The sequence below is a fragment of the Phaeobacter italicus genome, from assembly GCF_001258055.1.
Lineage (GTDB): Bacteria > Pseudomonadota > Alphaproteobacteria > Rhodobacterales > Rhodobacteraceae > Phaeobacter > Phaeobacter italicus.
Genome location: NZ_CVRM01000001.1, coordinates 47,172 through 70,828, shown reverse-complemented (window position 1 = coordinate 70,828; position 23,657 = coordinate 47,172). Strand labels below are relative to the sequence as shown.

Below are 23,657 nucleotides of genomic sequence, written 5' to 3'. Positions count from 1 at the left end.
CAACGGATGACTCACAGGAAAGTTGCGCAGCAGCGGCGCAAAAGAAAACCGCCCCAATGCGGGGCGGTCAAAAAGTCATGTCAGTGCCTGGGCTTGACCGGTCTTAGACCTCGACAGGGCGCACCATGCCGATGATGTCGTAGGTCTGGCTCAGGATGGGCGCGGTGATCGCGCGGGCGCGCTCCGAGCCACGGGCGAGGATCTTGTCGATCTCGTCCTGGTTTTCCATCAGCCGGGCCATCTCTGTGGTGATCGGAGACATCTTGGCGACAGCCAGATCCGCAAGCATCGGTTTGAACTCCGAGAACTGCTTGCCGCCCACCTCTGCCAGCACCTGGTCGACGCTCATCTCTGCCATCGCGGCATAGATATTGACGAGGTTGCGTGCTTCGGGGCGCTCTTCCAGGCCCTTGGCCTCGGACGGCAGCGCCTCCGGGTCGGTCTTGGCCTTGCGGATCTTCTTGGCGATGGCGTCCGCATCATCGGTCAGGTTGATGCGGCTGGCATCCGAGGGATCGGACTTCGACATCTTCTTGGAACCATCGCGCAGGCTCATGACGCGGGTTGCCGCGCCTTCAATCACCGGCTCGGTTTCGGGGAAGAAGTTCACGCCATAGTCATGGTTGAACTTGATCGCGATGTCCCGTGTCAGCTCAAGATGCTGTTTCTGATCCTCACCCACCGGTACATGGGTCGCGTGATAGACCAGAATGTCAGCCGCCATCAGCGCAGGATAGGCAAAAAGACCAAGCGACGCGTTCTGCGCGTTTTTGCCGGCCTTGTCCTTCCATTGGGTCATGCGCTGCATCCAGCCCATGCGCGCGACGCAGTTGAACACCCAGGCCAGCTGCGCATGTTCGGGCACCTGACTCTGGTTGATGAGAATGGACTTCTCCGGATCAAGCCCTGCCGCGATGAAACCCGCACACAGCTCGCGCGTGGATTTCTTCAGATCCGCCGGATCCTGCCAGACGGTGATCGCGTGAAGATCCACCATGCAGTAGATGCTTTCCACGTCCTTGGCCTGCCAGTCGACGAACCGCTTGAGCGCGCCAAGATAGTTGCCCAGGTGCAGATTGCCCGAGGGCTGGATGCCGGAAAACACGCGAGGCGTGAATGTGGTCTCGGTCATCGAGAAACTCCCGTCTGGAATTAGGATGCTCAGTGGCTTAACCATGGCAGGAACCGTCGTCAACCGCGCGCGGATCCGCTGTGCGGGCCAGGGCGAGGCGATAAAGCAGGCGAGCAGGAGAAAGCCCCAAGATGGACCACGTCAGAGAACCGTCCCCCGTGAACCCATTGCCCCCCGGTGTGATCGCGCTGGTGCTGATCATCATGGGCATCGAGGCGGCGTTTTCGCTGGGCGCCCGTGGCATTGTCGGCGGGCCAGAGGCCATTGGCTGGCGGCTTGATGCGGTCCAAAGCTATGCCTTCTCCGCCGAGATTTTTGCCTGGATGTGGGAAACCGGGCAGTGGCCGGCCGAGCATCTGATCCGCTTTGTGTCCTACCCCTTTGTGCATGTGGCCTTTACCCAGACGCTGTTTGTCTGCGTTTTTGTGCTGGCCATGGGCAAAATGGTGGGAGAGCTGTTTGGCGATGCCGCGATGGTGCTGATCTTTGTGATGTCCGGGATCGGCGGGGCCTTGGGATATGCGCTGCTGACCCAATCCCCGGTGCCGCTGGTCGGGGGCTTTCCCGCCGTCTACGGCCTGATCGGGGCCTTTACCTATATTCTGTGGCGCCAGCTGTCGCTGGTCGGCGCCCAGCAAAGCCGCGCCTTCACGCTGATTGCGTTCTTGATGGGGATCCAGCTGCTGTTCGGCCTGTTGTTCGGCGGCACATTGGACTGGGTCGCGGACCTCTGCGGTTTTGCCACCGGCTTTGGCCTGTCCTTCTTTCTCGCCCCCGGCGGCTGGGCCCGCATCCGCAACCGCATCCGCCGGGAGTAGGACAGGCACAGATGCTCAGCGCCGGAAACAGCAGCGCCGGTGCTGGGGCCGTGTCCGGCGCGTGAGGTGTCTATGCTTTGCCGCCCCTGCGGACGGAACGTTTCAAATCCCCCAGCCGTACCGCGCCGATGATCTGGCCAACTCCGAAATAGACGGCTGCGCCCAGAACGATCAGGCCCAAAAGCGCGAGATAGCGCCAGCTGGGCAGGTAGAACAGCCAGCCAAACTGCTGCACCACCCCAAAGAGCACGGCTCCCATGATGGCAGAGGCGGCCAGAATGCGCAGGCTCCGGTCGTAGAACCGCTGGTCGAACCGCGCGACCTCTCCCATGCGGCGGGCGCCCAGCCACAGGCAGGCCACCATTGCCCAGCCCGCCACTGTGGCGGCAATGGCGGGGGCGATCCAGCCAAGATAGGGTTTTAGGCCAAAGGCCAGCGCCGCGTTGATGACCATTGCCACCAGCGCATAATGAAACGGCGAACGGGTATCTTCGCGGGCAAAATACAGCGGCTGCAGCACCTTTTGCAGCACGAATGCCGGCAGGCCCGCGCCATAGATCGCCACTGCCAGCGCGATGGCGGCCACGTCATCGGCCCCGGTTGCGCCGCGTTCATAAAGAACCGAAACCAGCACCATAGGCACCGCCAGAAACGCGGCGGTCGAGGGCAGGGTCAGCAGCAAGGAAAACTCCCCCGCGCGGGAAAAGGCATCGCGCGCGCCCGCATCATCGCCCGCCCGCAGGCGGCGCGACAGATCCGGCAGCAGCACGATCCCGATGGCAATCCCCACAACGCCGAGCGGCAGCTGATACAGCCGGTCCGACACAAACAGCCAGCTCACGGCGTTTTCAATGTCAGAGGCAACCTGCTGGCCGACCACCAGATTGATCTGCGTCACCCCCATCGCCAGCGCCGCAGGCAGGGCCACACGCACCAGCGTTTTCATCTGCGGCGTCCAACGCGGCAGGCCGGGGCGCAGGTGAATGCCAGCCTTGCTGGTGGCGCGCCAGACCAGCGCCAGCTGCGCGACGCCTGCCACCGGAATGGTCCAGATCAGCCAGCTGATGACCTCGCCGCCAAGAACGGCGCCAGCCACCATTGCGGCACAGGCAAAGATGTTCAGCAACACAGGCGCCGCCGCCGCTGCAGCAAAACGGCCAGTGGCATTCAGAACGCCGGAAAACAGTGCCGCAAGGGACATGAACAGAATGTAGGGAAAGACGATCTGACCATAGCCGACAGCCAGATCAAACCGCGCATCGCCAACAAAACCGCCCGCCGTGGCCCAGACCAGCGCAGGCATGAACACCATGCCAAGCCCGACCAGCAGCAAAACCGTCGCGGCCAGCAGATTGAACGCCTCCTGGGCAAACCCCTGCGGGTCGTCGCCGCTTTCGACACGTTTGGCAAACATCGGCACAAAGGCCGCGTTAAAGGCCCCTTCGGCAAAGAACCGACGGAACATGTTGGGCAGTCGAAAGGCCGCAACAAACGCGTCCATCAACGGACCCGGCCCGATGTAGGCAGTGATCAGGATTTCACGCAGAAACCCCAGAATGCGGCTCGCCAGGGTCCAGAACCCAACGGTGAGAAACCCCGACAGCAGTTTGATCGGCTTCATGATCCGGCCCGTTTTGCCCCTTCGGCGATGGCACTGCGCAGCTTGGCTTCCAGCGATTTCTGCTTGGCCTCGGAGTAATATTTCAACCCGAACATATCCTTCACGTAAAACGCATCGACAACCTGCTCGCCATAGGTCGCGATGACCGCATTGGCGATATAGATATTGGCTCCGGCAAGGGTGCGGGCCAGATCATACAGCAGCCCGGGGCGGTCGCGGGTGTCCACCTCGATGATCGTGTAGATCTCCGAGCCGTCGTTGTCGAAGGTGATATGCGTGGGCACGTTGAAGGCGCGTTCGCGCTTCTTGATCTTGTCGCGTGACTTCAGCGCCTCGCCTGCGATCACTTCGCCCTTGAGCGTTTTGTGGATCATCTGGCTGAGACGTGGCAGGCGGTCTGCCTCATAAGGGTGGCCCTCGGTGTCCTGGATCCAGAAGGCATCGGTGACGTAGCCGTCTTTGGTTGTATAGGATCGCGCATCGACCACATTGGCCCCAACCAGCGCCAGCGCACCGGCGATGCGGGCAAAGATGCCGGGGTGGTCGGCCATGCAGAAACAGGCCCGCGTTGCATCCCGGTCTTCATCTGGATGCAGGCGGATGATGACCTCTGCGGGGTTGTCCCGCTCTGTCAGCTCTCGCAGCATTTCGGCAAAGTCGATATGCGCGGTGACATCCAGACCCTGCCAGTAGGGATCATAATGCCGCCCGGTTTCGATCTTCAGATCGGCTTTGGGCCAGCCGGGCAGGGCGGCGCGCAGGGCTTTCTTGGCCTCGGTGCCGCGATGGGCCCGGTTCAACGCCTCCATGCCGTTTTCCAGCGCCTCGCGCGTCTGGTTGTACAGCGCCCGCAACAGCGCCGCTTTCCAGTTGTTCCAGGTGTCAGGCCCGACGCCGCGAATGTCACAGACCGTGAGCAGCAGCAAAAGGTCCAGCCGCTTGATCGTCTTCACCGCCTTGGCAAAGTCGCGCACGGTGCGCGGGTCGGCAATGTCGCGTTTCTGCGCCATGTCCGACATCAGCAGGTGATAACGCACCAGCCATTCGACCGTTTCGGTCTCGCTTTTGTTGAGCCCAAGCCGAGGCGCGACGCGTCGGGCAATCTGCGCACCAAGGATCGAATGATCCTGTTCGCGCCCCTTGCCGATGTCATGCAACAGCATGGCAACAAGCAGCACCTTGCGGCTCAATCCTTTGCGCAGGATCTCCGACGACAGCGGCAGCTCATCTTCCAGCTCGCCCCGTTCGATGGCGGCAAAGTTGGCGATCACCTGAATGGTGTGTTCGTCCACGGTGTAGGAATGATACATGTTGAACTGCATCATCGCCACGATCGGTTCGAACTCGGGGACAAAGGCGCTCAGTACGCCCAGCTCGTTCATCCGCCGCAGCGCACGTTCCGGGTTGCCGTGTTTCAGCAGCAGATCAAGAAAGATCCGCTGGGCTTCCTTGTCGTTGCGCATCTCCTCATCAACGAGATGCAGATTGGCCGTTACCAGACGCATTGCATCCGGGTGGATCAACATGCCTGTGCGCAGGGCTTCCTCGAAGATGCGCAGCAGGTTCAGCTTGTCCTCGCAGAATGCGTCGGGATCAGCCACGTCCAGCCGGTTGCGCACCACCTTGTAGCCGGATTTCACCCGCGGGCGACGGCGGAAAATGCGCTCCAGCAGGGGTTCGTTCTTCAGATGGCTTTCTTCCAGCTTGGTCAGAAAGATCCGGGTTACATCCCCCACAGTCGTGGCGTGGCGGAAATACTCCTGCATGAAGACCTCGACGCCGCGTCGGCCCGATCGGTCCTCATATCCCATGCGGTCAGCCACCTCGACCTGCATGTCGAAACTCAGCTGTTCAGTTGCGCGATTGGCGATCAGATGCAGATGGGCCCGTGCAGCCCAGAGGAAATTCTCTGCCTTGGCAAATGAATCGAGCTCTTCAGGGCTGAACAGCCCCATCGGCACCAGTTCGGCGACGTCCTCGACCTGATAAAGGTATTTTGCAATCCAGTAGAGCGATTGCAGATCGCGCAAGCCGCCCTTGCCCTCTTTGACGTTGGGTTCCACGACATAGCGCTGGCCCTGTTTCAGGTGGCGGGCATCGCGTTCGGCCAGTTTGGCCTCGACAAAATCCTTGGGGTCTTTGGAAAACAGCTCGCCACGCAGCCGTTCCCCCAGCTCCTGCGCCAGGGCCTCGTCGCCATCCAGAAACCGCTGCTCCAACAGGGCGGTGCGGATGGTGAAATCCTCACCGCCGAGGCGAATGCAGTCGCGGATCGTCCGGCTGGAATGGCCCACTTTCAGGCGCAGATCCCACAGGATGTAGAGCATCGATTCAATGACGCTCTCGGCCCAGGCGGTGATCTTGTAAGGGGTCAGGAACAGCAGATCGACATCGGAATGCGGCGCCATTTCCCCACGGCCATATCCCCCAACCGCGATCACGGCGATACGTTCGCCCTGCGTGGGGTTGGCAATGGGATGCAAAAGCTGCGTCGCGGTGAAATGCGCGGCCGTGACCAGACCGTCGGTCAGATAGACATAGGATCGCGTCAGCGCGCGCGCTGCAAAGGGCTCTTCGCCAAAGGCCTCGGCAATGGCCGCGCGCCCGGCTTTGTTGGCGTCACGCAGGATCTTGACGACCCCCGCGCGCAAATCCGCCCCGTTGCAGTCCTCGGACAGGGCCGTGATCTGCTGGCGGATCGCGCGGGCATCAAAGATCTTGCCGGGATCGCAGATCAGCGGTCCCGGCAAGGGCGGTAGGTGCAGGGTGTCGGGCAGTGCCGGATCAGAATCCGGCACCGGCGAAGCTGGAGGGAGCTGGCTCAATAACCACGACCTTCTGTTCTTGGATGGTTGCAACCGCAAGGCCGCGTTCATTGGTGCCGTCCGGACGCAGACGGAAGATGCCGCCAGTGCCCTGGAAACCACTGCCCTGGGTCAGGGCCGCGCCGGTGAGCGCATCGGATTTGCCTGCGCCAACCAGCGCCCCGATTGCAGCAATGCCGTCATAGGCCAGACCGCCGATCGGATGCGGCGCAGCGCCATAAGTCCCCTGATAGCGGGCGCGGAACTGCGAGGTTTTGTTCGGATCGGGCAGCGCAAACCAGCCGCCTTGGACGCCGGGCAGCGACAGGGTCTGGGACGGGATATCCCAGCGGGTCAGACCGATATACTGTGTCACGGCCGGATCAACGCCTGCTTCGGGCATCAACTGGGTCAGCAGGGGCAGGGCGCCTGCCGTGTTTGCGGTCAGGAAAACCGACTGCGCGCCGCTGCTGCCGACAGAAGAGCGGATGGTCGGGATCGCATTGATCACGCCTTGCTGGGACAGCTCGTAGCTGACAGCGCCAGCCACATTGGCCCCCGTCACCGCAGCGGCCCGTTCAATCGCGACGCGCCCTGCCTGACCGGCGGGGTCGCTGCCGCTGACAATCACCATATTGCCCTTGCCCTGACGGGCGGCATAGCCGGCCAGCCGGCGGGCGGTGTTGTCAAAGGTCGGACCCAGAATAAAGACGTTGCCACCCGCGATGGCGGTGTTGTTGGAAAACGCCAGAACGTTCACGTTGCGCTGCGCCGCTGCCAGACCGGCGGCGTTTGCAGCCTCTGCATAAACCGGGCCCAAAATGACACGGGCGCCATCGTTGATCGCTGTGGTCGCTGCCGTTGCGGCCTGCTGTGGGTTGCCCGCAGTGTCATAGATGCGCAGGTCAATCTGCACCCCGTTCAGATCTGCAATCGCCAGACGCGCCGCATTCTCAAGGCTCTGGGCAAGCAAAGCATCGCCCGCCTGAGCCGAGCCACGCGGCACCAACAGTGCAACAGGAACGGGTTTTGATGTGTTGATGGTGGGCCCACTGCCGGTCGGCAGGGTGTCGCAGGCTACCAACGCAAGCGTCGATACTGCCGTCACTGCGGCCAAAGCCGCCTTGCGGGCGTGTTTAAAAACAGCAAACATAATGGACTTGAAACTCCCTTGTCCGGCGGCGTACGCCGTGGTGGTACCTCAGGGATCATAAACGACCAACAAGGCGGGTCCAGCGTGAATCACAAGATCGTCCATTTGCCTAGCGGCCTTTACTTTGTTGCAACGCCCATTGGCACTGCACGTGACATCACTTTGCGCGCGTTGGATGTGCTTGCATCCGCTGATGTCATCGCGGCAGAAGACACGCGGTCCCTGCGTAAGTTGATGGAAATCCACGGAGTTCCGCTGAACAACCGTCACATTGTGGCCTATCACGACCACAGTGGTGCAGGCGCGAGGGCCAAGCTTCTCGCCGCGCTGGACGACGGGCAATCGGTTGCCTACGCATCCGAGGCGGGCATGCCGCTGATTGCCGATCCGGGCTATGATCTCAGCCGCGCCGCAGCCGAAGCCGGCCATCTCGTGACGGTTGCGCCAGGCCCATCCGCGGCGCTTGCGGCCCTCACTCTGGCGGGGCTGCCCACGGATGCGTTCTTTTTTGCGGGGTTTTTGCCCAACGCCAGCGGCGCGCGTCGCAAGCGGCTGGAAGAGCTGGCAGCCGTGCCCGGCACGCTGATCTTCTATGAATCGCCCAAACGCGTCGCCGCCTCTTTGCGCGACATGGCCGAGGTCCTGGGCGACCGCCCCGCCGCGCTCTGCCGTGAACTGACCAAGAAATTCGAAGAAATCCGCCGCGACAGCCTGGCCACCCTGGCCACCGGGCTGGAGGACGCCCCCGTCAAGGGCGAGATCGTGGTTCTGGTTGACCGCCATCGCGGCGACAGCGTCAGCGACGGTGATCTGGACACCGACCTGCGCGCGGCCCTGCAGGGGAACTCGGTCAAGGACGCCGCCGCGATTGTCGCAGAGATGCACAACATGCCACGCCGCAAGATCTATCAACTGGCGCTCGAAATCGCCAAGGGAGAGGGGTGATCATGCAGGGTGGTGCAGGCTCTGACAAAGGGGCGAGAACCACCCGGCAGCGTCGTGGCGCACAGTCCCATCACGCAGGCCACGCGGCAGAGGAACTGGTCGCGCGCCACTATGAACGCATCGGCTGCACGGTCGCGGCCCGACGCTGGCGCAAGGGCGGCAGCGAGATTGATCTGATCCTGCGGCAGGGCGCAATGGTGATCTTTGTCGAGGTCAAGCACAGCCGCAGCCGTGACAGCGCCGTGTCCCGCATCAGCGAAACCCAGATGCAGCGCATGATGCTCAGCGCCGCACGGTTTCTGGAGGGCGAACCAAAGGGCAGCCTCACCGACTGCCGCATCGACGTGGCACTGGTGGATGGCACAGGCCATGTCGAGGTGCTGGAAAATGCCTATGGTCAGGGCTGACGAACACCGCCGCTGTCGCCGCCATTGCCCTCACGTAGCCCCCGCAACAGGATTGGGGGCGCAGAGCATACGCCCCGCACCCCCAACCTGTGCCCAATGGACAGAATGGCGTGATTACTTCTCGTATTCAGGCAGCTGCTCCATCTCTGCCTTGCTCATGGAGACATAGACACGCAGGTTGTCCCCATCGTCAGAGCGCAGGATGTCCATCTCACCCAGCTTCAGCGCAACCGGCTTTTCACCAAGACCAAGGAAGCCACCGATGTCAGCCACGATCGTGTCCACCTTGCCCTGTTCCGTCAGGTTGATCTGCGACACTTCACCGATCCATTCGTCTTTGCTGTCATAAAGCGGTGCACCGGTCAGCTCTTCGCTGGTCAGCGCTTCGGCAGATGCCTCAACATAGCCGTCCTTCACGAAGGGGTCTTTCAGACTGTCGGCTGCGTTCTCGGCGGTCTGCTCGGCATCTTTCGCCAGCGCATCCGCGTCATCCTTCAGCTCACCCGCCGCCGCAGCTGTTTCCTGCTTCAGCTCTTCTGCCTCTGCTTCGACCTGGCGGGTCCAGTCGTAGGTCGGCGCGTCCTTCAGCGCATCAACCGGAGCATCCATCACGAGGAAAAAGTCATCCAGATCTTCGGCAGTGGAGCTGTCGGCGACAAATTTCACCGATTTCATGTCAACCGCCACCTGGTTTTCACCGATGCCGAGGAAGCCGCCGATATCCACCAGAATGGAGTCAACGGTGCCATCGCGGTTCAGAACAACGTCGTTGATTTCGCCAATGTCATCCCAGTCCTGCTGCACGCCAGCGTATTCATCGGCGGCGGTTTCCACATCAGAGCGGTACACCCGCATGCCAATAAACTCGGAGGCGTGGATCGCCATCGGGTCCGCTTCGGCGCGGAACATGTCCCCGTGATCAGCCGCCATAACAGCGCTTGCAGGGGTCAGGGCGATTGCAGTCGAGAGAAGCAGATTCTTCATTGTTTCCATCCTCTTAGTTGTCAGTGTAATGTCGTTCATTACTGGCAGGACAACTCAGCCGTGCAGCAATTGGTTCCGCACACGCCTCACTTTTTTGTGAAAACGGGGGGGTTTCCCATCCCTTCGCCTTGGGCCATGCGGCAGCGCACCATTGAACATAAGGCCCGGCTGGGCCATGTATTCCGGGCAGCGGTTCGCGCCGGGTTCTGGCCCATTGTCGACCAACCTGCCCAAACGCCCTGCAACCTGCCCATGTCATGAGGGACTGACATCATGAAAATCGCCTTTCAAATGGACCCGATCTCTGCGGTCGATATCAACGCCGACAGCAGCTTCCGTCTCGCCGAAGAGGCACAGGCGCGCGGCCATGAGCTGTTTTTCTACGGCCCGGATCAGCTCGCCTATCAGGAAGGGCGCATCACCGCCCGTGGTCAGGACATGACGGTCCAGCGGGTGCCGGGAACCCCCGCAGTGCTCGGCCCCGAGCGCGAGGTCGATCTGGCTGATTTCGACGTGGTCTGGCTGCGTCAGGATCCGCCCTTTGACATGCATTACATCACCTCCACCCATCTTCTCGACCGGCTCAAGGGCACGACGCTGGTGGTGAATGATCCCTTCTGGGTCCGCAACTACCCGGAAAAACTGCTGGTTCTCGACTTTCCGGATCTGACCCCGCCGACAACGATTGCCCGTGATCTGCAGACCATCAAGGCATTCAAGGAAAAACACGGCGACATCATTCTCAAGCCGCTCTATGGCAATGGCGGCGCGGGTGTGTTCCGTCTGGATGCCAACGACCGCAATCTGACCTCTCTGCACGAGCTGTTCACCGGCTTCAGCCGCGAGCCCCTGATTGTGCAGAAATTCCTGCCCGATGTCTCAAACGGCGACAAGCGGGTGATCCTGGTCGACGGCGAGCCGGTCGGGGCCATCAACCGCGTTCCCGCCGCGGGCGAGACACGCTCGAACATGCATGTGGGCGGTCGCCCGGAGAAAATCGGACTGAGCGAACGCGATCTGGAAATCTGCGCCGCCATTGGTCCGCTGCTGCGCGAAAAAGGCCAGATCTTTGTCGGCATCGACGTCATCGGCGACTATCTCACCGAAATCAACGTGACCTCGCCCACCGGCATTCAAGAGCTGGAGCGCTTTGACGGTGTGAACATCGCCGAAAAAATCTGGCAGGCGATCGAGGCCAAGGTCTGATCCTGCCCGATTGATCCAGCCAGACGCCTGCCCACCGGGGCGGGCGTCTTTTTTTTGCGCTCAGGCCGGAATGCGGAAACTCAGCGCCTCGGCGACATGGGGGCGGCGCATCAATGGCTCACCGGCAAGATCGGCAATCGTGCGCGCCACGCGCAACACACGGTGATAGCCCCGCGCGGTCAGGCCAAAGCGTTCAGCAGCCTGCAGCAGCAACGCGCGCCCCTCGCTGTCTGGCGCGGCCACCTCTTCCAGCAGCTTGCCTTCTGCGTCCGCATTCTGGCGCAATCCGGCGTAGCCATCATAGCGCGACGTCTGAATTTCCCTTGCGATGGCAACACGTTGCGCCACCTCGCCAGAGCCCTCACCGCAGGCGGGCTGATCGAGATCGGAAAACGCAACCGCCGGAACGTCCACCCGCAGATCAAACCGGTCCATCAGCGGGCCAGAGATGCGGCCCATGTAGTCCTGCGCACATTGCGGTGCCCGCGCGCAGGCCCGGCCCGGATCGCTCAGCGCGCCGCATTTGCAGGGGTTCGCCGCCGCAATCAGCATGAACCGGCTGGGATAGCTGACATGGGCATTGGCCCGCGCCACATTGACGGATCCGGTCTCCAGCGGCTGACGCAGGGTTTCCAGAACCGGACGGCTGAATTCCGGCAGTTCATCAAGAAACAGCACGCCATTATGGGCGAGGCTGATCTCACCGGGCTGCGCGCGCCTGCCGCCTCCGACGATTGCGGCCATCGACGCCGTGTGATGGGGCGCGCGAAACGGCCGACTGCGACAGATGCCACCGCTGTCGATCAGGCCGCACAGTGACTGGATCATCGACGTCTCAAGCGCTTCAGCCGCGCTCAGCATTGGCAGGATGCCGGGCAGGCGCGCGGCCAGCATTGATTTGCCGGAACCGGGCGCGCCGACAAACAGCAGGTGATGACGTCCCGCGGCAGCAATCTCCAGCGCCCGCTTTGCACGGTCCTGTCCCTTAACATCGCGCAGATCCTTGCAGCCTGTGTCTTCAACCACCTCACCGGGGCGGGCGGGGGAGATGACGCCCTGACCGGTAAAATGGCGCAGCACATCCCCCAGGGTCGCCGCCCCAATCACGGTGGCATCGCGGACCCATGCGGCCTCTGCACCCGATGCCTCCGGACACAGCAGTCGCCGCCCCTCGCTCGCGGCCGCCATTGCCGCAGGCAGGGCACCCGCAACCGGCATCAGGCAGCCATCCAGCGACAACTCACCAAGTGCGATGCTCTCTGATGCGGCCTCGGGCGGGATGATTTCTATCGCCGCTAGCAGGGCAAGCGCGATCGGCAGGTCGAAATGGCTGCCCTCCTTGGGCAGGTCGGCAGGGGACAGGTTCACGGTGATGCGGCGGGCGGGCAGGGCGATGGACAGGGCGGCAAAGGCGGCGCGCACCCGTTCGCGGGCCTCGCTCACCGCTTTGTCTGGCAGCCCGACGATGGAAAACGCAGGCAGGCCGGGCGCCACGGCGCATTGCACCTCCACCGGGCGGGCCTCTACCCCCTGAAAGGCAACGGTATAGGCGCGTGAAATCATCTCTCCCCTTTCTGCAGGCCTCAGGTGGGTCTGCAGAAAGGCTTGGCAATCGTGGTTTCGGAGTCGTTAACGGCGTGCCGTATTTACGATCTATTCACCACGATTACGTGTCCCGCTAGGCCAGCACCCAAGGGCGGTAGGGCAGGTCGACGGGATAGGGGTTGGTGTCATAGACCGTTTCATCAATGCGGGCCTGCCATTGCAGCAAAACCGGGTCCGACAGGGTCAGCCGACAATAGGCCCGCATCCGCTCTGACACTGGCAGGTCATAGCCAACAATCCGCGCCGCAACCGGCGCATAAAAGGCATCCGCCAGAGAATAATCACCAAACAGCCAGCCCTCCGCAGCACCAGAGAACTCGCGGGCATGGTCAAACAGCGTCTCGATCCGTGCAAGATCCGCAAGAACGGCGTCTGACGGCTCAAATCCCTGATAGATATAGGCAAGTTGCATCGGACAGGCGCTGCGCAGCGCCCCAAAGCCCGACGCCATCTCTGCCACCAGCCAGCGCGCCGTGGCGCGTGCGGCCGGGTCAGCGGGCCATAGTCCGGCCTCTGGGTGGCGCTCTGCCAGCGTTTCGGCAATGGCGACGGTTTCCCCCACCACAGTGCCCTCCGGCAGAACCAGCGTCGGCAACAGACGCGCCGGTGCAAGGGGCGCCATCTGCGCTGCCATCGTGCCCGAAAACATCTCGACCAAAGTGGTCGAGTGGGGCAGGTTGAATTTTTCCAGCATCAGCCAGCCGCGCAATGACCAGCTGGAATACTTGCGATCACCGATATAAAGTTGATAAGCCATAGAGACAGGCTAGACGCAGCGAAACCATTCTCAAATCGAATATTTGTGCGCCCATACATCACGGAATGTGATTGATCCGCCCGCTGCTCCAGCCCCGATCCCAGTCCAGCCCCTGATGGCTCAGCTCCGTGACCGACAGATTGTCGATGCGGTGGGAAAACGCCTCTTCTGCTGTCAGCCGCGCGGCCCGCTGGATCTGTGTCAGGATCTGACCGAAATGCCCCACCACGATCAGGTTGCGGCCCCGATGCTGCGCAATCAGCGCATTGATGGCGCGATCGACACGGGCGCAAACCTCGTTCCAGCTCTCGCCGCCGGGGGGCCGCACATCGCCGGGCGTTTCCCAATAGGCGCGGATATGGTCGGGGGATTCGGCGTCAATCTCGGCCCAGCTGCGCAGCTCCCAGGCGCCAAAGTGGATCTCGCGCAGGTCGCGATGATCCGCCAGCCGCTCGCGGGTGCCGCCGATGGCCGAGGCGGTGTCACGGGCGCGCGACAGATCCGAGGACACCACCACCGCCTCCTGCGGCAGGTAATCATGCAACCGTGCAAGCGCCGCGGTGTCAGACAGATCCGCTGGCAGATCCGACCAGCCGACCATAGTTTTGGCATGGGTCGGCCCGTGACGGATCAGAAACAACCGCGTCAGATCGCTCTCGCTCATAGCGCACCTTTCAGCACATGTGGCAGGCCGACAGTGACCTGCACAACGGTATCTGCCACCTTGGCCAGTTCGATGTTCAGCCGCCCCTGTGCCTCGCGGAACCGCCGCGCCAGCGCGTTTTCAGGGACGATGCCCTGTCCGGTTTCATTGGACACAACCACAACATCAGCCGCACAGCGCGCCAGCGCATCCAAAAGATCCCTCTGCGCGGACACCAGATCACCGTCCTCTGCCAGCATATGATTGCTCAGCCACATGGTCGCGCAATCCAGCAGGCAGATCTGATCCCCACCAAGCGAGTCGAGGACCGGCGCCACATCCATTGGCGCCTCATGGGTGGTCCAGCCCTCTCCCCGCTGTTGCAGGTGGCGGTCCACTTTTGCGCGCATTTCACGATCAAACACTTGTGACGTGGCCAGATAAACCCTGTCTTTTCCGGACTTTACGCAGATTTCTTCGGCAAAAGCCGATTTTCCAGAGGCCGCGCCCCCAAGAATGAAAGTGACTTTCGACGGCAATTTTATTACCCTGTTTCTGTCCTAAGGTGCGATACTGGGTATCGACGGGTGCAGTGCAGCACAAGATGCGCAGCCCCCTTGCCTGCGTCAACCTGCGCTGCGGATCCTTGTGGATCGCTGCGGGCCAACGACAGGTACCGCCAAATAGGGCACATCGCCAAACCGGGCCTTAGCAGGGCTCATGTGGCGCATTGGGTGCGGCAATCGCTCTGCCGCCCCGCTGACAGACCCGCGATGACCATGAATTTTGCATCATCCGGGAACCAAGGTGGATTTCGCGCGTTAGCGTACCGCAATTCCAATGCAGACTGCCAAGACCCGAGACATCACCGACGCCGGACATAGGCCTTTCGCCTGAACCATTTTCGGCCCGGATCACAGCCTCAAACTGGCCTCCGCGCAGCGGTCCGATCAGGCGCTTTGGATTTTTGCCAATTTAGAATTGATCCAATGTGCCTGCCGCCACGTAACAGGGTCAAACTCATCAACGGGGAAGAAAAATGGCACTTGATACCATGATCGAAAACCCACTGCCCAAGCGGGCGATGAAGGCCGAGTTGCTTGATGCCGAGACCGAGCTCAAGCTGGCCTACGCCTGGCGGGATGAGCGGGATGTCCAGGCGCTCCATCGATTGATCAACGCATATATGCGGCTGGCGATCTCCATGGCCTCGAAATTCCGACGCTACGGCGCGCCGATGAATGACCTCATTCAAGAGGCGGGTCTGGGGCTGATGAAAGCCGCTGACAAATTCGACCCGGATCGCGGCGTGCGCTTTTCGACCTATGCGGTCTGGTGGATCAAGGCCTCCATTCAGGATTACGTGATGCGCAACTGGTCGATGGTGCGCACCGGTTCTACCTCCTCCCAGAAATCCCTGTTCTTCAACATGCGCCGCGTCCAGGCCCAGCTGGAGCGCGAAGCCGCCGCCAGCGGAGAGCAGCTGGACCAGCATCAGCTGCACCAGAAAATCGCCACCGAAATCGGCGTGCCGCTGCGCGACGTGCAGATGATGGACGGCCGCCTGTCGGGGGCGGATTTCTCACTGAACGCGGTACAGTCGGCCGAGGATGAGGGCCGCGAGTGGATCGAGGCGCTGGAAGATGACAGCGCACAAGCCGCCGAACTGGTCGAGGAAAGCCACGACACCAGGCAGCTGCGCACCTGGCTGGTAGAGGCGATGCAGGCGCTCAACGATCGCGAGCGGTTCATCATCACCGAACGCAAACTGCGCGACAAACCCCGCACTCTCGAAAGCCTCGGGGATGAGCTGGGCCTGTCCAAGGAACGCGTCCGCCAACTAGAGGCCGCAGCTTTCCAGAAAATGCGCAAGTCGCTCGAAACCTGTTCGCGTGAGGTGCAGAATTTCCTGATGTAAGCGGGGCGCAGATCGCAGCCGCGATAGATCAAAGACCAGACCGGCGCGTCCGAAACGGGCGCGCCTTTCTTGTCGGCAACACAGCGCGGCCGGCAGGGTGAAAACCGTTTCCCTCTCGCGCGCAGGCGCAGTACTGTTTGGCGGACTTTGCGGCAAGGACGGATAAATGCTGGCCAACAAACGTATTCTTCTGATCATCGGCGGCGGCATCGCGGCATATAAATCGCTGGAGCTGATCCGCCGCTTGCAGGATCAGGGCGCCGAGGTGGTGCCGGTTCTGACCAAGGCGGGAGAGGAATTTGTGACCCCGCTGTCGGTCTCCGCACTTGCGGGGCAGGCGGTGCACCGCGATCTGTTTGATCTCACCGCCGAGGCAGAGATGGGCCATATCCAGCTGTCGCGCAGTGCGGATCTTCTGGTGGTGGCCCCGGCGACGGCGGATCTGATGGCGAAAATGGCCAATGGCCATGCCAATGATCTGGCGTCTACCCTGCTGCTGGCAACGGATACGCCGGTGCTCTTGGCGCCTGCGATGAACGTGCGCATGTGGCAGCACCCCGCAACCCAGCGCAATCTGGCCACGCTGCTGGCCGATGGTGTCGCTTGTGTTGGCCCGGATGAGGGCGGCATGGCCTGCGGCGAATTTGGCCCCGGTCGTCTGGCCGAACCAGAGGCGATTGTTGCCGCCATCACCGCCAAACTGTCGGATGGCCCCCTGAAGGGGCGGCGCATTGTCGTCACCTCCGGCCCCACCCATGAACCGATCGACCCGGTCCGCTATATCGCCAACCGCTCCTCCGGTGCGCAGGGAACAGCGCTGGCCCGTGCTCTGCGCGATCTGGGCGCTGAAGTGGTCTTTATCACGGGCCCTGCCAGCGTCGCGCCACCCGAGGGGGTAGAGGTGGTGCCGGTCGAGACCGCCCAACAGATGGCAGATGCGGTTTTTGCGGCGCTTCCTGCGGATGCCGGTGTCTTTGCCGCTGCGGTGGCCGATTGGCGCGTCACCAGCGCCTCGGACCGCAAGCTGAAGAAGTCAAAGGACGGCCTGCCGGTCATGGAGTTTGCCGAAAACCCCGATATCCTCAAGACCGTCGCGCATCTGGACGAGGGGCGACCGGGGCTGGTTGTGGGGTTTGCGGCCGAAACCAACGACGTGGTGGACAACGCCACCGCCAAACGCCTGCGCAAGGGCTGCGACTGGATCGTGGCCAATGATGTCTCTCCGGCGACGGGCATCATGGGGGGCAGCGAAAACGCGGTGATCCTGATTTCCGATGCAGGTGCCGAAAGCTGGCCGCGCATGGACAAGACAGCCGTCGCGCGCCAACTGGCCGAACGCATCGCCGCCGCGCTGACAGACAAGGGCTGAGCCGCCCGAACGGGAACAAACGAGCAAGGACACGCCACAGCAATGGTCGAGATCCGTATCACATATGACGAGGGCGCAGACAGGGATGTGCCACTGCCTGCCTATCAGACAGCGGAAGCCGCAGGCGCGGACCTGCGCGCCAACCTGCCGGACCGCCAATCTCTGACGCTGGCACCGGGAGAGCGCAGACTGGTGCCGACAGGGCTGCGGTTGGAAATCCCGCAAGGCTACGAGGTGCAGATCCGCCCCCGTTCGGGCCTTGCGCTGAAGCACGGCATCACCCTGCCCAACGCGCCGGGCACCATCGACAGCGATTACCGTGGCCCGCTGGGGGTGATCGTGATGAACGCGGGCGATGCACCGTTTGAGATCGCCCATGGCGACCGTATCGCGCAGATGGTGGTGGCCCCCGTGCTGCAGGCCCGGTTCCACCTTGTCGACAGCCTCAGCGACAGCGCGCGCGGCAGCGGCGGGTTTGGCTCTACGGGGCAGCGCTGATGCTGTCGATCTTCCTTCTTGCAGCGTTGATCTGGTGGGGGGGCGGCTTTGCCGGTCTGGACCGCCGCCTGCGCCTGTCCCTTCTGGCGCTGATCTTTCTCGCGGTGCTGGCAATCCAGTTGACCCTGCCCGAAGGCGCGCCGCTGCGTGCCGCAACTGGCGGATCTGCGGCCCCCTGGCTGATGCTGGCAGGCGCTGTCGTACTGGTGATGGCCTATCGCCACCTGTTGCGTCGGCTGCGCAGCCGCGCCCAGCCCGACACTGCGGAGGAGACCGCCACCAAACCCCGCGCGGACAAATTCTCTGACAGCGAGTTGGACCGCTATGCCCGCCACATCGTGTTGCGCGAACTGGGCGGACCGGGCCAGAAAAAGCTGCGCAAGGCGCGCGTGCTGGTGATCGGGGCAGGGGGGCTTGGCGCGCCTGCGCTGCAATATCTTGCAGCCGCCGGGGTCGGCACCATCGGGGTGATCGACGACGATGTGGTGGAAAACGCCAACCTGCAGCGTCAGGTCATCCACCGTGATCAGGACATCGGGATGCCCAAAGTGTTCTCGGCCCAGGCCGCGATGGAGGCCCAGAACCCCCATATCACCGTGCGCCCCTATCATCGACGGCTGAGCGAAGACATCGCCGCCGATCTGTTTGCGGATTACGATCTCATCCTTGATGGCACCGATAATTTCGACACGCGCTATCTGGCAAATCGCACGGCTGTGGCCCTGGGCAGGCCGCTGATTTCAGGCGCGCTGTCGCAGTGGGAGGGGCAGATTTCCCTGTTTCACCCCACCGCAGGCGGCCCCTGTTATCAGTGCATCTTTCCCGAAGCACCGGCAGCCGGCCTTGCGCCCAGCTGTTCCGAGGCGGGCGTTGTGGGCCCATTGCCCGGCGTGGTTGGCGCGATGATGGCGCTAGAGGCGATCAAGGCCATCACCGGCGCAGGTCAGACCCTGCAGGGCGAGATGCTGATATACGACGGGCTTTATTCCGAAAGCCGCAAGATCAGCCTCAGCCAGCGCAGCGATTGCCCGGTTTGTGCGACGGGGGCCGCCGTCTCTGCCGGGTAAGGCTGTATGTAAAAATGACCCGGCCCGATTGGGGCCGATCCACCCAACCCGGATCCTGAGATGCCGGGATAGACCAACGAAGGGGACAGACTATGACAGCGAAACACACCGCAACATCGGCGGCAAAACTGGCGGCAGCGGCTCTTGGCCTTGCCACGCTTGCAGGGGGCGCGCTGGCGGCTGACCTGCCCAACCTCGAGGGCCGCGAAGTCGTCGTTTCGGTGGAAAACGCCTATCCGCCGCTGCAGTTTGTCGACCCCGCCAGCGGCGCGGCAATCGGCTGGGAGTACGATGCAATGGCAGAGATCGCCGAACGCATCAACATCACCGTGGTTTACGAAACAACCAGCTGGGACGCGATGATCCCTGCCGTCAGCGATGGCCAGTACGACATGGGCATGACCGGCATCACCATCCGCGATGATCGCAAGGAAAAGGTTGATTTTTCGGACAAATACCTGACCTCGCAAATGCGCATGATCGTGGCCGGGGATGAAACGCGGTTTGACGACGCAGCAGGCTTTGCCGCTGATGCGGATCTGCTGGCAGGCGCGCAACCGGGCACCACGCCGTTTTACGTGACCGTCTACGACATCCTTGACGGTGACGAGGCAAACCCGCGCATCAAGCTGTTTGAAACCTTTGGTGCGGCCATTCAGGCGTTGCGCACGGGCGATGTGGATCTGGCATTGTCGGACAGCACCGCCGCAAATGGCTATGTCGCGGCCTCTGAGGGTGCGCTGAAAATCGTGGGCGAACCGCTGGGCACCGAAGACTTTGGCTTCATCTTCCCCAAGGGCAGCGACCTGGTGGCGCCGATCAACGCAGCGATTGCCTCGATGGAGGCAGATGGCACGTTGGATGCGCTGAACACGAAGTGGTTTCTGGAATATAAGCTCGGCGGCTGATAGATCCGGCCAAACCTGACCCCGTCCCCGGTGCCTGGCGCCGGGGATTTTTTGGGGCCTTCAACATGGGCCTTCAACAACGCGGAGCAAAGATGAGCGATCAGCCCCCCAAACCGGTCAAAGGGACGGACAAGAAAGAGGACTTTCCGTGGTGGCTTGCGGCTGTTGCGCTGATTGGCGTCTATCTCGGCTGGCAGGTGGTGGCGGATGATCTCTATCTCAACATCCTGAAAACCCTGTCAAAAGGCGTTCAGCTGACGATCTTTGTGACGCTGGTGAGCTTCTTTCTCGCGTCTCTTCTGGGGCTTGGGCTGGCGCTTGCGGCTGGCTCGCGCTGGCTGGTGATCCGCCAAAGCGCGCGGTTCTACATCGAAGTGGTGCGCGGCATTCCGATCATCGTTCTGTTGCTTTACGTCGCTTTTGTGCTGGCGCCTGCATTGGTGGAGTTGCGCAACTGGATCGGCGCGCAATTTGGACTTGATCCGATCCGCACGCGCAATTTTCCATTGCTGTGGCGCGCGATCATTGCGCTGATGATTGCCTACTCTGCCTTTATCTCCGAGGTGTTTCGCGCGGGTCTGCAATCGGTGGATGAGGGCCAGATCGAGGCGGCCAAGGCGCTGGGCCTGAACCGCTGGCAGCGCTTTCGTTTCATCGTCTTTCCGCAGGCCATCCGCACCATCCTGCCGCCGCTTGGCAATGATTTCGTGGCGCTGGTCAAGGACAGCTCGCTGGTGTCCGTGCTGGGGGTTGCTGACGTCACGCAGCTGGGCAAGATCACCGCGGTGGGTAATTTCCGCTATTTTGAAACCTACAATGTCGTGGCGCTGATTTACCTGACGCTGACCATCGGTCTGTCGCTGGCGCTGCGGCGTCTGGAAAAGCACCTGCGCAGCCGACAAGAACACCGCTAGCCCACAGCTTGAGCGAAGAGCCCCCCCGATTTGACCGAAGCCCACTACATTGCGCTTTTATGTGCCAGTCTTTTTGGCGGCGAGGCAGAGCGCACCCATACCTTTGACTACCCCGGCGGAGAGGCCGCAATCCGGGTGGATTGCGAAAACGACCGGCGGGTGGTTGAGGTGGGGCTGGATAAACGCAGCAGTCTCGACAGTTTGCAGCAGGTGCTTTTTGCTGCCGAAATCACCGGCAAGGAACCGGTGGTGGTGCTGATCGACACCGACGGCATTTTTGGCCGCTTTGAATGGCGCATTGCGCGCGCGGCCAACATCGCGGGCGTCTCTATCATCATCCTGCCTGCAGAACTGGTGGATGACACGACCGGCTAGGCGGGGGCAGGCTGGCGGGCCGGGGCGAATAACAGGATAAATTTCCACGGTCCTCTGGACGGCGGGCAGGGGCGGACATAGCTTCCTCACAAAGGAGATTTGCCATGACCAATCCGCTGCTGTCCACCTGGGACACGCCATTTGAAATTGCCCCTTTCGACCAGATCAAGGACAGCGATTTTGCCCCCGCATTGGAGGAGGCGCTGGCTGCCCATCAGGCGCAGATCGACGCGATTGCGACCTCGCAGGAGGCACCGACTTTTGCCAATGTGATCGAGGCGCTGGAAACCCCCTGCCGCGAGCTGGAGCAGGTTCTGTCGGTGTTTTACAGCGTGGCCGGGGCCGACAGTAACCCCGAGCGCGAGGCGTTGCAGCGGGCGTTTTCGCCCAAGCTGGCGGCACATTTTTCCGCCATCACCGCCAACAAGGCGCTTTATGCCCGTGTCAAAGCGGTGTGGGACCAGCGCGATACGCTGGATCTGAGCGAGGAACAGGCGCGTGTTCTGATGCTGACCCATCGTGGATTTGTGCGCGGCGGTGCGGCGCTGGAAGGGGCAGATGACACCCGCATGCAGGAGATCAAATCCCGCCTTGCGACCCTTGGGACCGAGTTCACCCAGAACCTGCTGGCTGATGAACGCAGCTGGTATATGGAGCTGAGCGAGGAGGATCTGACCGGCCTGCCACAATTCGTTGTTGATGCCGCGCGTGCGGCGGGCAAGGACAAGGGGCTGGATGGCCCGGCAGTCACGTTGTCGCGCTCTCTCATCACGCCGTTTTTGCAGTTTTCCCCCCGCCGCGACCTGCGCAAGACAGCGTTCGAGGCCTGGGCTGCGCGCGGTGCCAATGGCGGCGACAGCGACAACCGCGAGATTGCCGCCGAGATCCTGAAGCTGCGCGAAGAGCGCGCGCAATTGCTCGGCTACAAGAATTTCGCGGCCTACAAGCTGGAAACAGAGATGGCCAAGACCCCGGCTGCGGTGCGCGATCTGCTGATGCAGGTCTGGGAGCCGGCCAAGGCGCAGGCCGAAGCGGATGCCTGGGTGCTGACCAAGATGATGCAGGACGATGGCATCAACGGCGAGCTGGAGCCCTGGGACTGGCGCTATTACGCAGAGAAACGGCGCAAGGCAGAGCATGATCTCGATGAGGCGGAGCTGAAGCCCTATTTCCAGCTGGATCGCATGATCGAGGCGTCTTTTGACTGTGCCACCCGTCTGTTCGGGCTGGAGTTCACGCCGCTTGATGTGCCGCTTTATCATGAGGATTGCCGCGCCTGGGAGGTGACCCGCAATGGCGATCATGTGGCGGTGTTTATCGGCGACTATTTCGCCCGCTCCTCCAAACGGTCGGGCGCGTGGTGTTCGGCCATGCGCAGCCAGGCCAAATTCCCCGATGTGCAGACGCCCATCGTGATCAACGTCTGCAACTTCGCCAAGGGGGATCCGGCGCTGCTGTCTTATGATGATGCGCGCACCCTGTTCCACGAGTTCGGCCATGCGCTGCACCAGATGCTGTCGAATGTGACCTACGAGAGCATCTCTGGCACATCGGTGGCGCGCGATTTCGTGGAGCTGCCCTCGCAGCTATATGAACACTGGCTGGATGTGCCGGAGGTTCTGGGCAAATTCGCCACCCACGCCGAGACCGGCCAGCCGATGCCTGTGGAGATGCGCGACCGGGTTCTGGCGGCGTCGACCTTTGATATGGGGTTTCAGACGGTGGAATATGTGGCCTCTGCGCTGGTGGATCTGGCGTTTCACGACGGGCCCGCGCCGAAGGATCCGATGGCCAAACAGGCCGAGGTTCTGGCAGAGATCGGCATGCCGTCTGCCATCATCATGCGCCATGCCACGCCGCATTTTGCGCATGTGTTTTCGGGTGATGGCTATTCCTCGGGCTATTACAGCTACATGTGGTCAGAGGTGATGGATGCCGATGCTTTTGCCGCCTTTGAAGAGGCGGGCGGCGCCTTTGATCCCGAGCGCGCCACAGCGTTGGAGGCCAACATTCTGTCTACCGGTGGTTCGCGCGATCCGGCTGAGCTCTACACTGCGTTCCGCGGGCGTCTGCCCGGTGTCGACGCGCTGCTGAAGGGGCGGGGGTTGGCGGCGTCGTAGGCTGTTGCCGAACCAGAGTGATGTAAAGGGCAGGCGTGATGCGCCTGCCCTTTTTTGTTGGGGCTGGTGCACAGGTTTGGCCCGATCCGGCGGGGCCGTTCGGGGAGGGCGGGCTGTTGGTTGTCTGTTGTGTGCATTTCTTTGCGATCTGCACATGTGGGATGTGTCCGCAGCGGGACAAGGCGATAAGTGGACGGCGCCGCCACGGGGGCGGAGGAGGACGGGCATCTGCCCGAGTGCTCAGGTCTTTGCACAGCCCCGGTGATCGGGGTCCGTTTCCTGGTCGGAGCCGGGGTGCCAAACCCGGATCCTGCAATCGCGATTGCCCCCACATTAGCGCAGCGATCTAAAGCAAAGCTGAGCAGGGCGAGCGGGGTGGTAACGACCTGTTAACCATCCCCGCTCGCGGTGGG

General features: G+C 62.2%; 21 protein-coding genes. 12 read left to right on the top strand and 9 right to left on the bottom strand.

Annotated features, from left to right (window positions below):
* Window positions 1–103: 103 nt before the first annotated feature.
* A complete protein-coding gene (gene trpS / locus NIT7645_RS00340) occupies window positions 104–1,132 on the bottom strand; it encodes a tryptophan--tRNA ligase (RefSeq protein ID WP_008560196.1) in 1,029 nt (342 codons plus the stop codon).
* A gap of 131 nt (window positions 1,133–1,263) precedes the next feature.
* On the opposite strand from trpS, the gene NIT7645_RS00335 reads away from it, so the two are divergent.
* A complete protein-coding gene (locus NIT7645_RS00335) occupies window positions 1,264–1,950 on the top strand; it encodes a rhomboid family intramembrane serine protease (protein ID WP_037302531.1) in 687 nt (228 codons plus the stop codon).
* 70 nt (window positions 1,951–2,020) lie between these two features.
* On the opposite strand, the gene murJ is transcribed toward NIT7645_RS00335, so the two are convergent.
* The 3 genes from murJ to NIT7645_RS00320 are packed head-to-tail and all read right to left on the bottom strand — an operon-like array spanning window position 2,021 to window position 7,528.
* Entirely contained in the window at window positions 2,021–3,571 is a 1,551-nt protein-coding gene (gene murJ, locus NIT7645_RS00330; RefSeq protein ID WP_008561989.1) for a murein biosynthesis integral membrane protein MurJ, read from the bottom strand.
* On the bottom strand, window positions 3,568–6,369 hold the full coding sequence (locus tag NIT7645_RS00325) for a [protein-PII] uridylyltransferase (RefSeq protein ID WP_037302530.1): 2,802 nt from the start codon (window positions 6,367–6,369) through the stop codon (window positions 3,568–3,570). The genes murJ and NIT7645_RS00325 overlap by 4 nt, the downstream gene beginning before the upstream one ends.
* Window positions 6,356–7,528, bottom strand: a complete 1,173-nt coding sequence (locus NIT7645_RS00320; RefSeq protein ID WP_046210806.1) for a penicillin-binding protein activator — start codon at window positions 7,526–7,528, stop codon at window positions 6,356–6,358. The genes NIT7645_RS00325 and NIT7645_RS00320 overlap by 14 nt, the downstream gene beginning before the upstream one ends.
* Window positions 7,529–7,612: 84 nt before the next feature.
* Between NIT7645_RS00320 and rsmI the strand changes: the two genes are divergently transcribed.
* A complete protein-coding gene (rsmI, locus tag NIT7645_RS00315) occupies window positions 7,613–8,473 on the top strand; it encodes a 16S rRNA (cytidine(1402)-2'-O)-methyltransferase (RefSeq protein ID WP_008560843.1) in 861 nt (286 codons plus the stop codon).
* Between the two features lie 2 nt (window positions 8,474–8,475).
* Window positions 8,476–8,880, top strand: a complete 405-nt coding sequence (locus tag NIT7645_RS00310) for a YraN family protein (RefSeq protein WP_008561703.1) — start codon at window positions 8,476–8,478, stop codon at window positions 8,878–8,880.
* Between the two features lie 114 nt (window positions 8,881–8,994).
* Here the strand turns inward: NIT7645_RS00310 and NIT7645_RS00305 are convergent, their stop codons facing one another.
* The gene (locus tag NIT7645_RS00305; RefSeq protein WP_008559055.1) at window positions 8,995–9,864 is read right to left on the bottom strand and encodes a PRC-barrel domain-containing protein; all 870 of its coding nucleotides are present in this window, start codon (window positions 9,862–9,864) and stop codon (window positions 8,995–8,997) included.
* Window positions 9,865–10,137: 273 nt separating this feature from the next.
* Here NIT7645_RS00305 and gshB point away from each other — a divergent pair, with 273 nt between their 5' ends.
* On the top strand, window positions 10,138–11,070 hold the full coding sequence (gshB, locus tag NIT7645_RS00300) for a glutathione synthase (protein ID WP_008562787.1): 933 nt from the start codon (window positions 10,138–10,140) through the stop codon (window positions 11,068–11,070).
* 60 nt (window positions 11,071–11,130) lie between these two features.
* On the opposite strand, the gene NIT7645_RS00295 is transcribed toward gshB, so the two are convergent.
* The 4 genes from NIT7645_RS00295 to cobU all read right to left on the bottom strand — a co-directional run bounded on the left by NIT7645_RS00295 (window position 11,131) and on the right by cobU (window position 14,614).
* Window positions 11,131–12,633 carry a YifB family Mg chelatase-like AAA ATPase gene (locus tag NIT7645_RS00295; protein ID WP_008560816.1) on the bottom strand — a complete coding sequence of 501 codons (1,503 nt, stop codon included), beginning with the start codon at window positions 12,631–12,633 and terminating at the stop codon, window positions 11,131–11,133.
* A 115-nt stretch (window positions 12,634–12,748) separates the two neighbouring features.
* Window positions 12,749–13,432, bottom strand: coding sequence for a glutathione S-transferase (locus NIT7645_RS00290; protein WP_008560342.1), 684 nt, complete (start codon window positions 13,430–13,432; stop codon window positions 12,749–12,751).
* 58 nt (window positions 13,433–13,490) lie between these two features.
* Window positions 13,491–14,096, bottom strand: coding sequence for a histidine phosphatase family protein (locus NIT7645_RS00285; protein WP_050685759.1), 606 nt, complete (start codon window positions 14,094–14,096; stop codon window positions 13,491–13,493).
* A complete protein-coding gene (gene cobU / locus NIT7645_RS00280; protein WP_008562043.1) occupies window positions 14,093–14,614 on the bottom strand; it encodes a bifunctional adenosylcobinamide kinase/adenosylcobinamide-phosphate guanylyltransferase in 522 nt (173 codons plus the stop codon). The genes NIT7645_RS00285 and cobU overlap by 4 nt, the downstream gene beginning before the upstream one ends.
* Window positions 14,615–15,114: 500 nt before the next feature.
* Here cobU and NIT7645_RS00275 point away from each other — a divergent pair, with 500 nt between their 5' ends.
* The 8 genes from NIT7645_RS00275 (at window position 15,115) to NIT7645_RS00240 (ending at window position 23,244) form a co-directional block, all read left to right on the top strand.
* Window positions 15,115–15,993, top strand: coding sequence for an RNA polymerase factor sigma-32 (locus tag NIT7645_RS00275; protein ID WP_008562072.1), 879 nt, complete (start codon window positions 15,115–15,117; stop codon window positions 15,991–15,993).
* Between the two features lie 166 nt (window positions 15,994–16,159).
* The gene (coaBC, locus tag NIT7645_RS00270) at window positions 16,160–17,362 is read left to right on the top strand and encodes a bifunctional phosphopantothenoylcysteine decarboxylase/phosphopantothenate--cysteine ligase CoaBC (protein ID WP_008560877.1); all 1,203 of its coding nucleotides are present in this window, start codon (window positions 16,160–16,162) and stop codon (window positions 17,360–17,362) included.
* Window positions 17,363–17,404: 42 nt separating this feature from the next.
* Complete coding sequence (gene dut / locus NIT7645_RS00265; protein ID WP_008563093.1) at window positions 17,405–17,860, top strand: dUTP diphosphatase; 456 nt, start codon at window positions 17,405–17,407, stop codon at window positions 17,858–17,860.
* Complete coding sequence (locus NIT7645_RS00260) at window positions 17,860–18,927, top strand: HesA/MoeB/ThiF family protein (protein ID WP_008558915.1); 1,068 nt, start codon at window positions 17,860–17,862, stop codon at window positions 18,925–18,927. Before dut ends, NIT7645_RS00260 begins: the two co-directional genes overlap by 1 nt.
* Before the next feature lie 92 nt (window positions 18,928–19,019).
* The gene (locus NIT7645_RS00255; RefSeq protein ID WP_008562931.1) at window positions 19,020–19,835 is read left to right on the top strand and encodes a transporter substrate-binding domain-containing protein; all 816 of its coding nucleotides are present in this window, start codon (window positions 19,020–19,022) and stop codon (window positions 19,833–19,835) included.
* Window positions 19,836–19,927: 92 nt separating this feature from the next.
* Window positions 19,928–20,749, top strand: a complete 822-nt coding sequence (locus NIT7645_RS00250) for an amino acid ABC transporter permease (RefSeq protein WP_008559652.1) — start codon at window positions 19,928–19,930, stop codon at window positions 20,747–20,749.
* A gap of 30 nt (window positions 20,750–20,779) precedes the next feature.
* The gene (locus tag NIT7645_RS00245; protein ID WP_008560685.1) at window positions 20,780–21,124 is read left to right on the top strand and encodes a hypothetical protein; all 345 of its coding nucleotides are present in this window, start codon (window positions 20,780–20,782) and stop codon (window positions 21,122–21,124) included.
* A gap of 104 nt (window positions 21,125–21,228) precedes the next feature.
* Entirely contained in the window at window positions 21,229–23,244 is a 2,016-nt protein-coding gene (locus NIT7645_RS00240; protein ID WP_008562722.1) for a M3 family metallopeptidase, read from the top strand.
* Window positions 23,245–23,657: the final 413 nt, after the last annotated feature.

What these genes read in the sequence shown, in the direction of transcription:
- trpS (WP_008560196.1), bottom strand. Translation starts at nt 1,132, where the DNA reads ATGACCGAGACCACATTCACGCCTCGCGTGTTTTCCGGCATCCAGCCC.
- NIT7645_RS00335 (WP_037302531.1), top strand. Translation starts at nt 1,264, where the DNA reads ATGGACCACGTCAGAGAACCGTCCCCCGTGAACCCATTGCCCCCCGGT.
- murJ (WP_008561989.1), bottom strand. Translation starts at nt 3,571, where the DNA reads ATGAAGCCGATCAAACTGCTGTCGGGGTTTCTCACCGTTGGGTTCTGG.
- NIT7645_RS00320 (WP_046210806.1), bottom strand. Translation starts at nt 7,528, where the DNA reads ATGTTTGCTGTTTTTAAACACGCCCGCAAGGCGGCTTTGGCCGCAGTG.
- NIT7645_RS00310 (WP_008561703.1), top strand. Translation starts at nt 8,476, where the DNA reads ATGCAGGGTGGTGCAGGCTCTGACAAAGGGGCGAGAACCACCCGGCAG.
- NIT7645_RS00305 (WP_008559055.1), bottom strand. Translation starts at nt 9,864, where the DNA reads ATGAAGAATCTGCTTCTCTCGACTGCAATCGCCCTGACCCCTGCAAGC.
- gshB (WP_008562787.1), top strand. Translation starts at nt 10,138, where the DNA reads ATGAAAATCGCCTTTCAAATGGACCCGATCTCTGCGGTCGATATCAAC.
- NIT7645_RS00295 (WP_008560816.1), bottom strand. Translation starts at nt 12,633, where the DNA reads ATGATTTCACGCGCCTATACCGTTGCCTTTCAGGGGGTAGAGGCCCGC.
- NIT7645_RS00290 (WP_008560342.1), bottom strand. Translation starts at nt 13,432, where the DNA reads ATGGCTTATCAACTTTATATCGGTGATCGCAAGTATTCCAGCTGGTCA.
- NIT7645_RS00285 (WP_050685759.1), bottom strand. Translation starts at nt 14,096, where the DNA reads ATGAGCGAGAGCGATCTGACGCGGTTGTTTCTGATCCGTCACGGGCCG.
- NIT7645_RS00275 (WP_008562072.1), top strand. Translation starts at nt 15,115, where the DNA reads ATGGCACTTGATACCATGATCGAAAACCCACTGCCCAAGCGGGCGATG.
- coaBC (WP_008560877.1), top strand. Translation starts at nt 16,160, where the DNA reads ATGCTGGCCAACAAACGTATTCTTCTGATCATCGGCGGCGGCATCGCG.
- dut (WP_008563093.1), top strand. Translation starts at nt 17,405, where the DNA reads ATGGTCGAGATCCGTATCACATATGACGAGGGCGCAGACAGGGATGTG.
- NIT7645_RS00260 (WP_008558915.1), top strand. Translation starts at nt 17,860, where the DNA reads ATGCTGTCGATCTTCCTTCTTGCAGCGTTGATCTGGTGGGGGGGCGGC.
- NIT7645_RS00255 (WP_008562931.1), top strand. Translation starts at nt 19,020, where the DNA reads ATGACAGCGAAACACACCGCAACATCGGCGGCAAAACTGGCGGCAGCG.
- NIT7645_RS00250 (WP_008559652.1), top strand. Translation starts at nt 19,928, where the DNA reads ATGAGCGATCAGCCCCCCAAACCGGTCAAAGGGACGGACAAGAAAGAG.
- NIT7645_RS00240 (WP_008562722.1), top strand. Translation starts at nt 21,229, where the DNA reads ATGACCAATCCGCTGCTGTCCACCTGGGACACGCCATTTGAAATTGCC.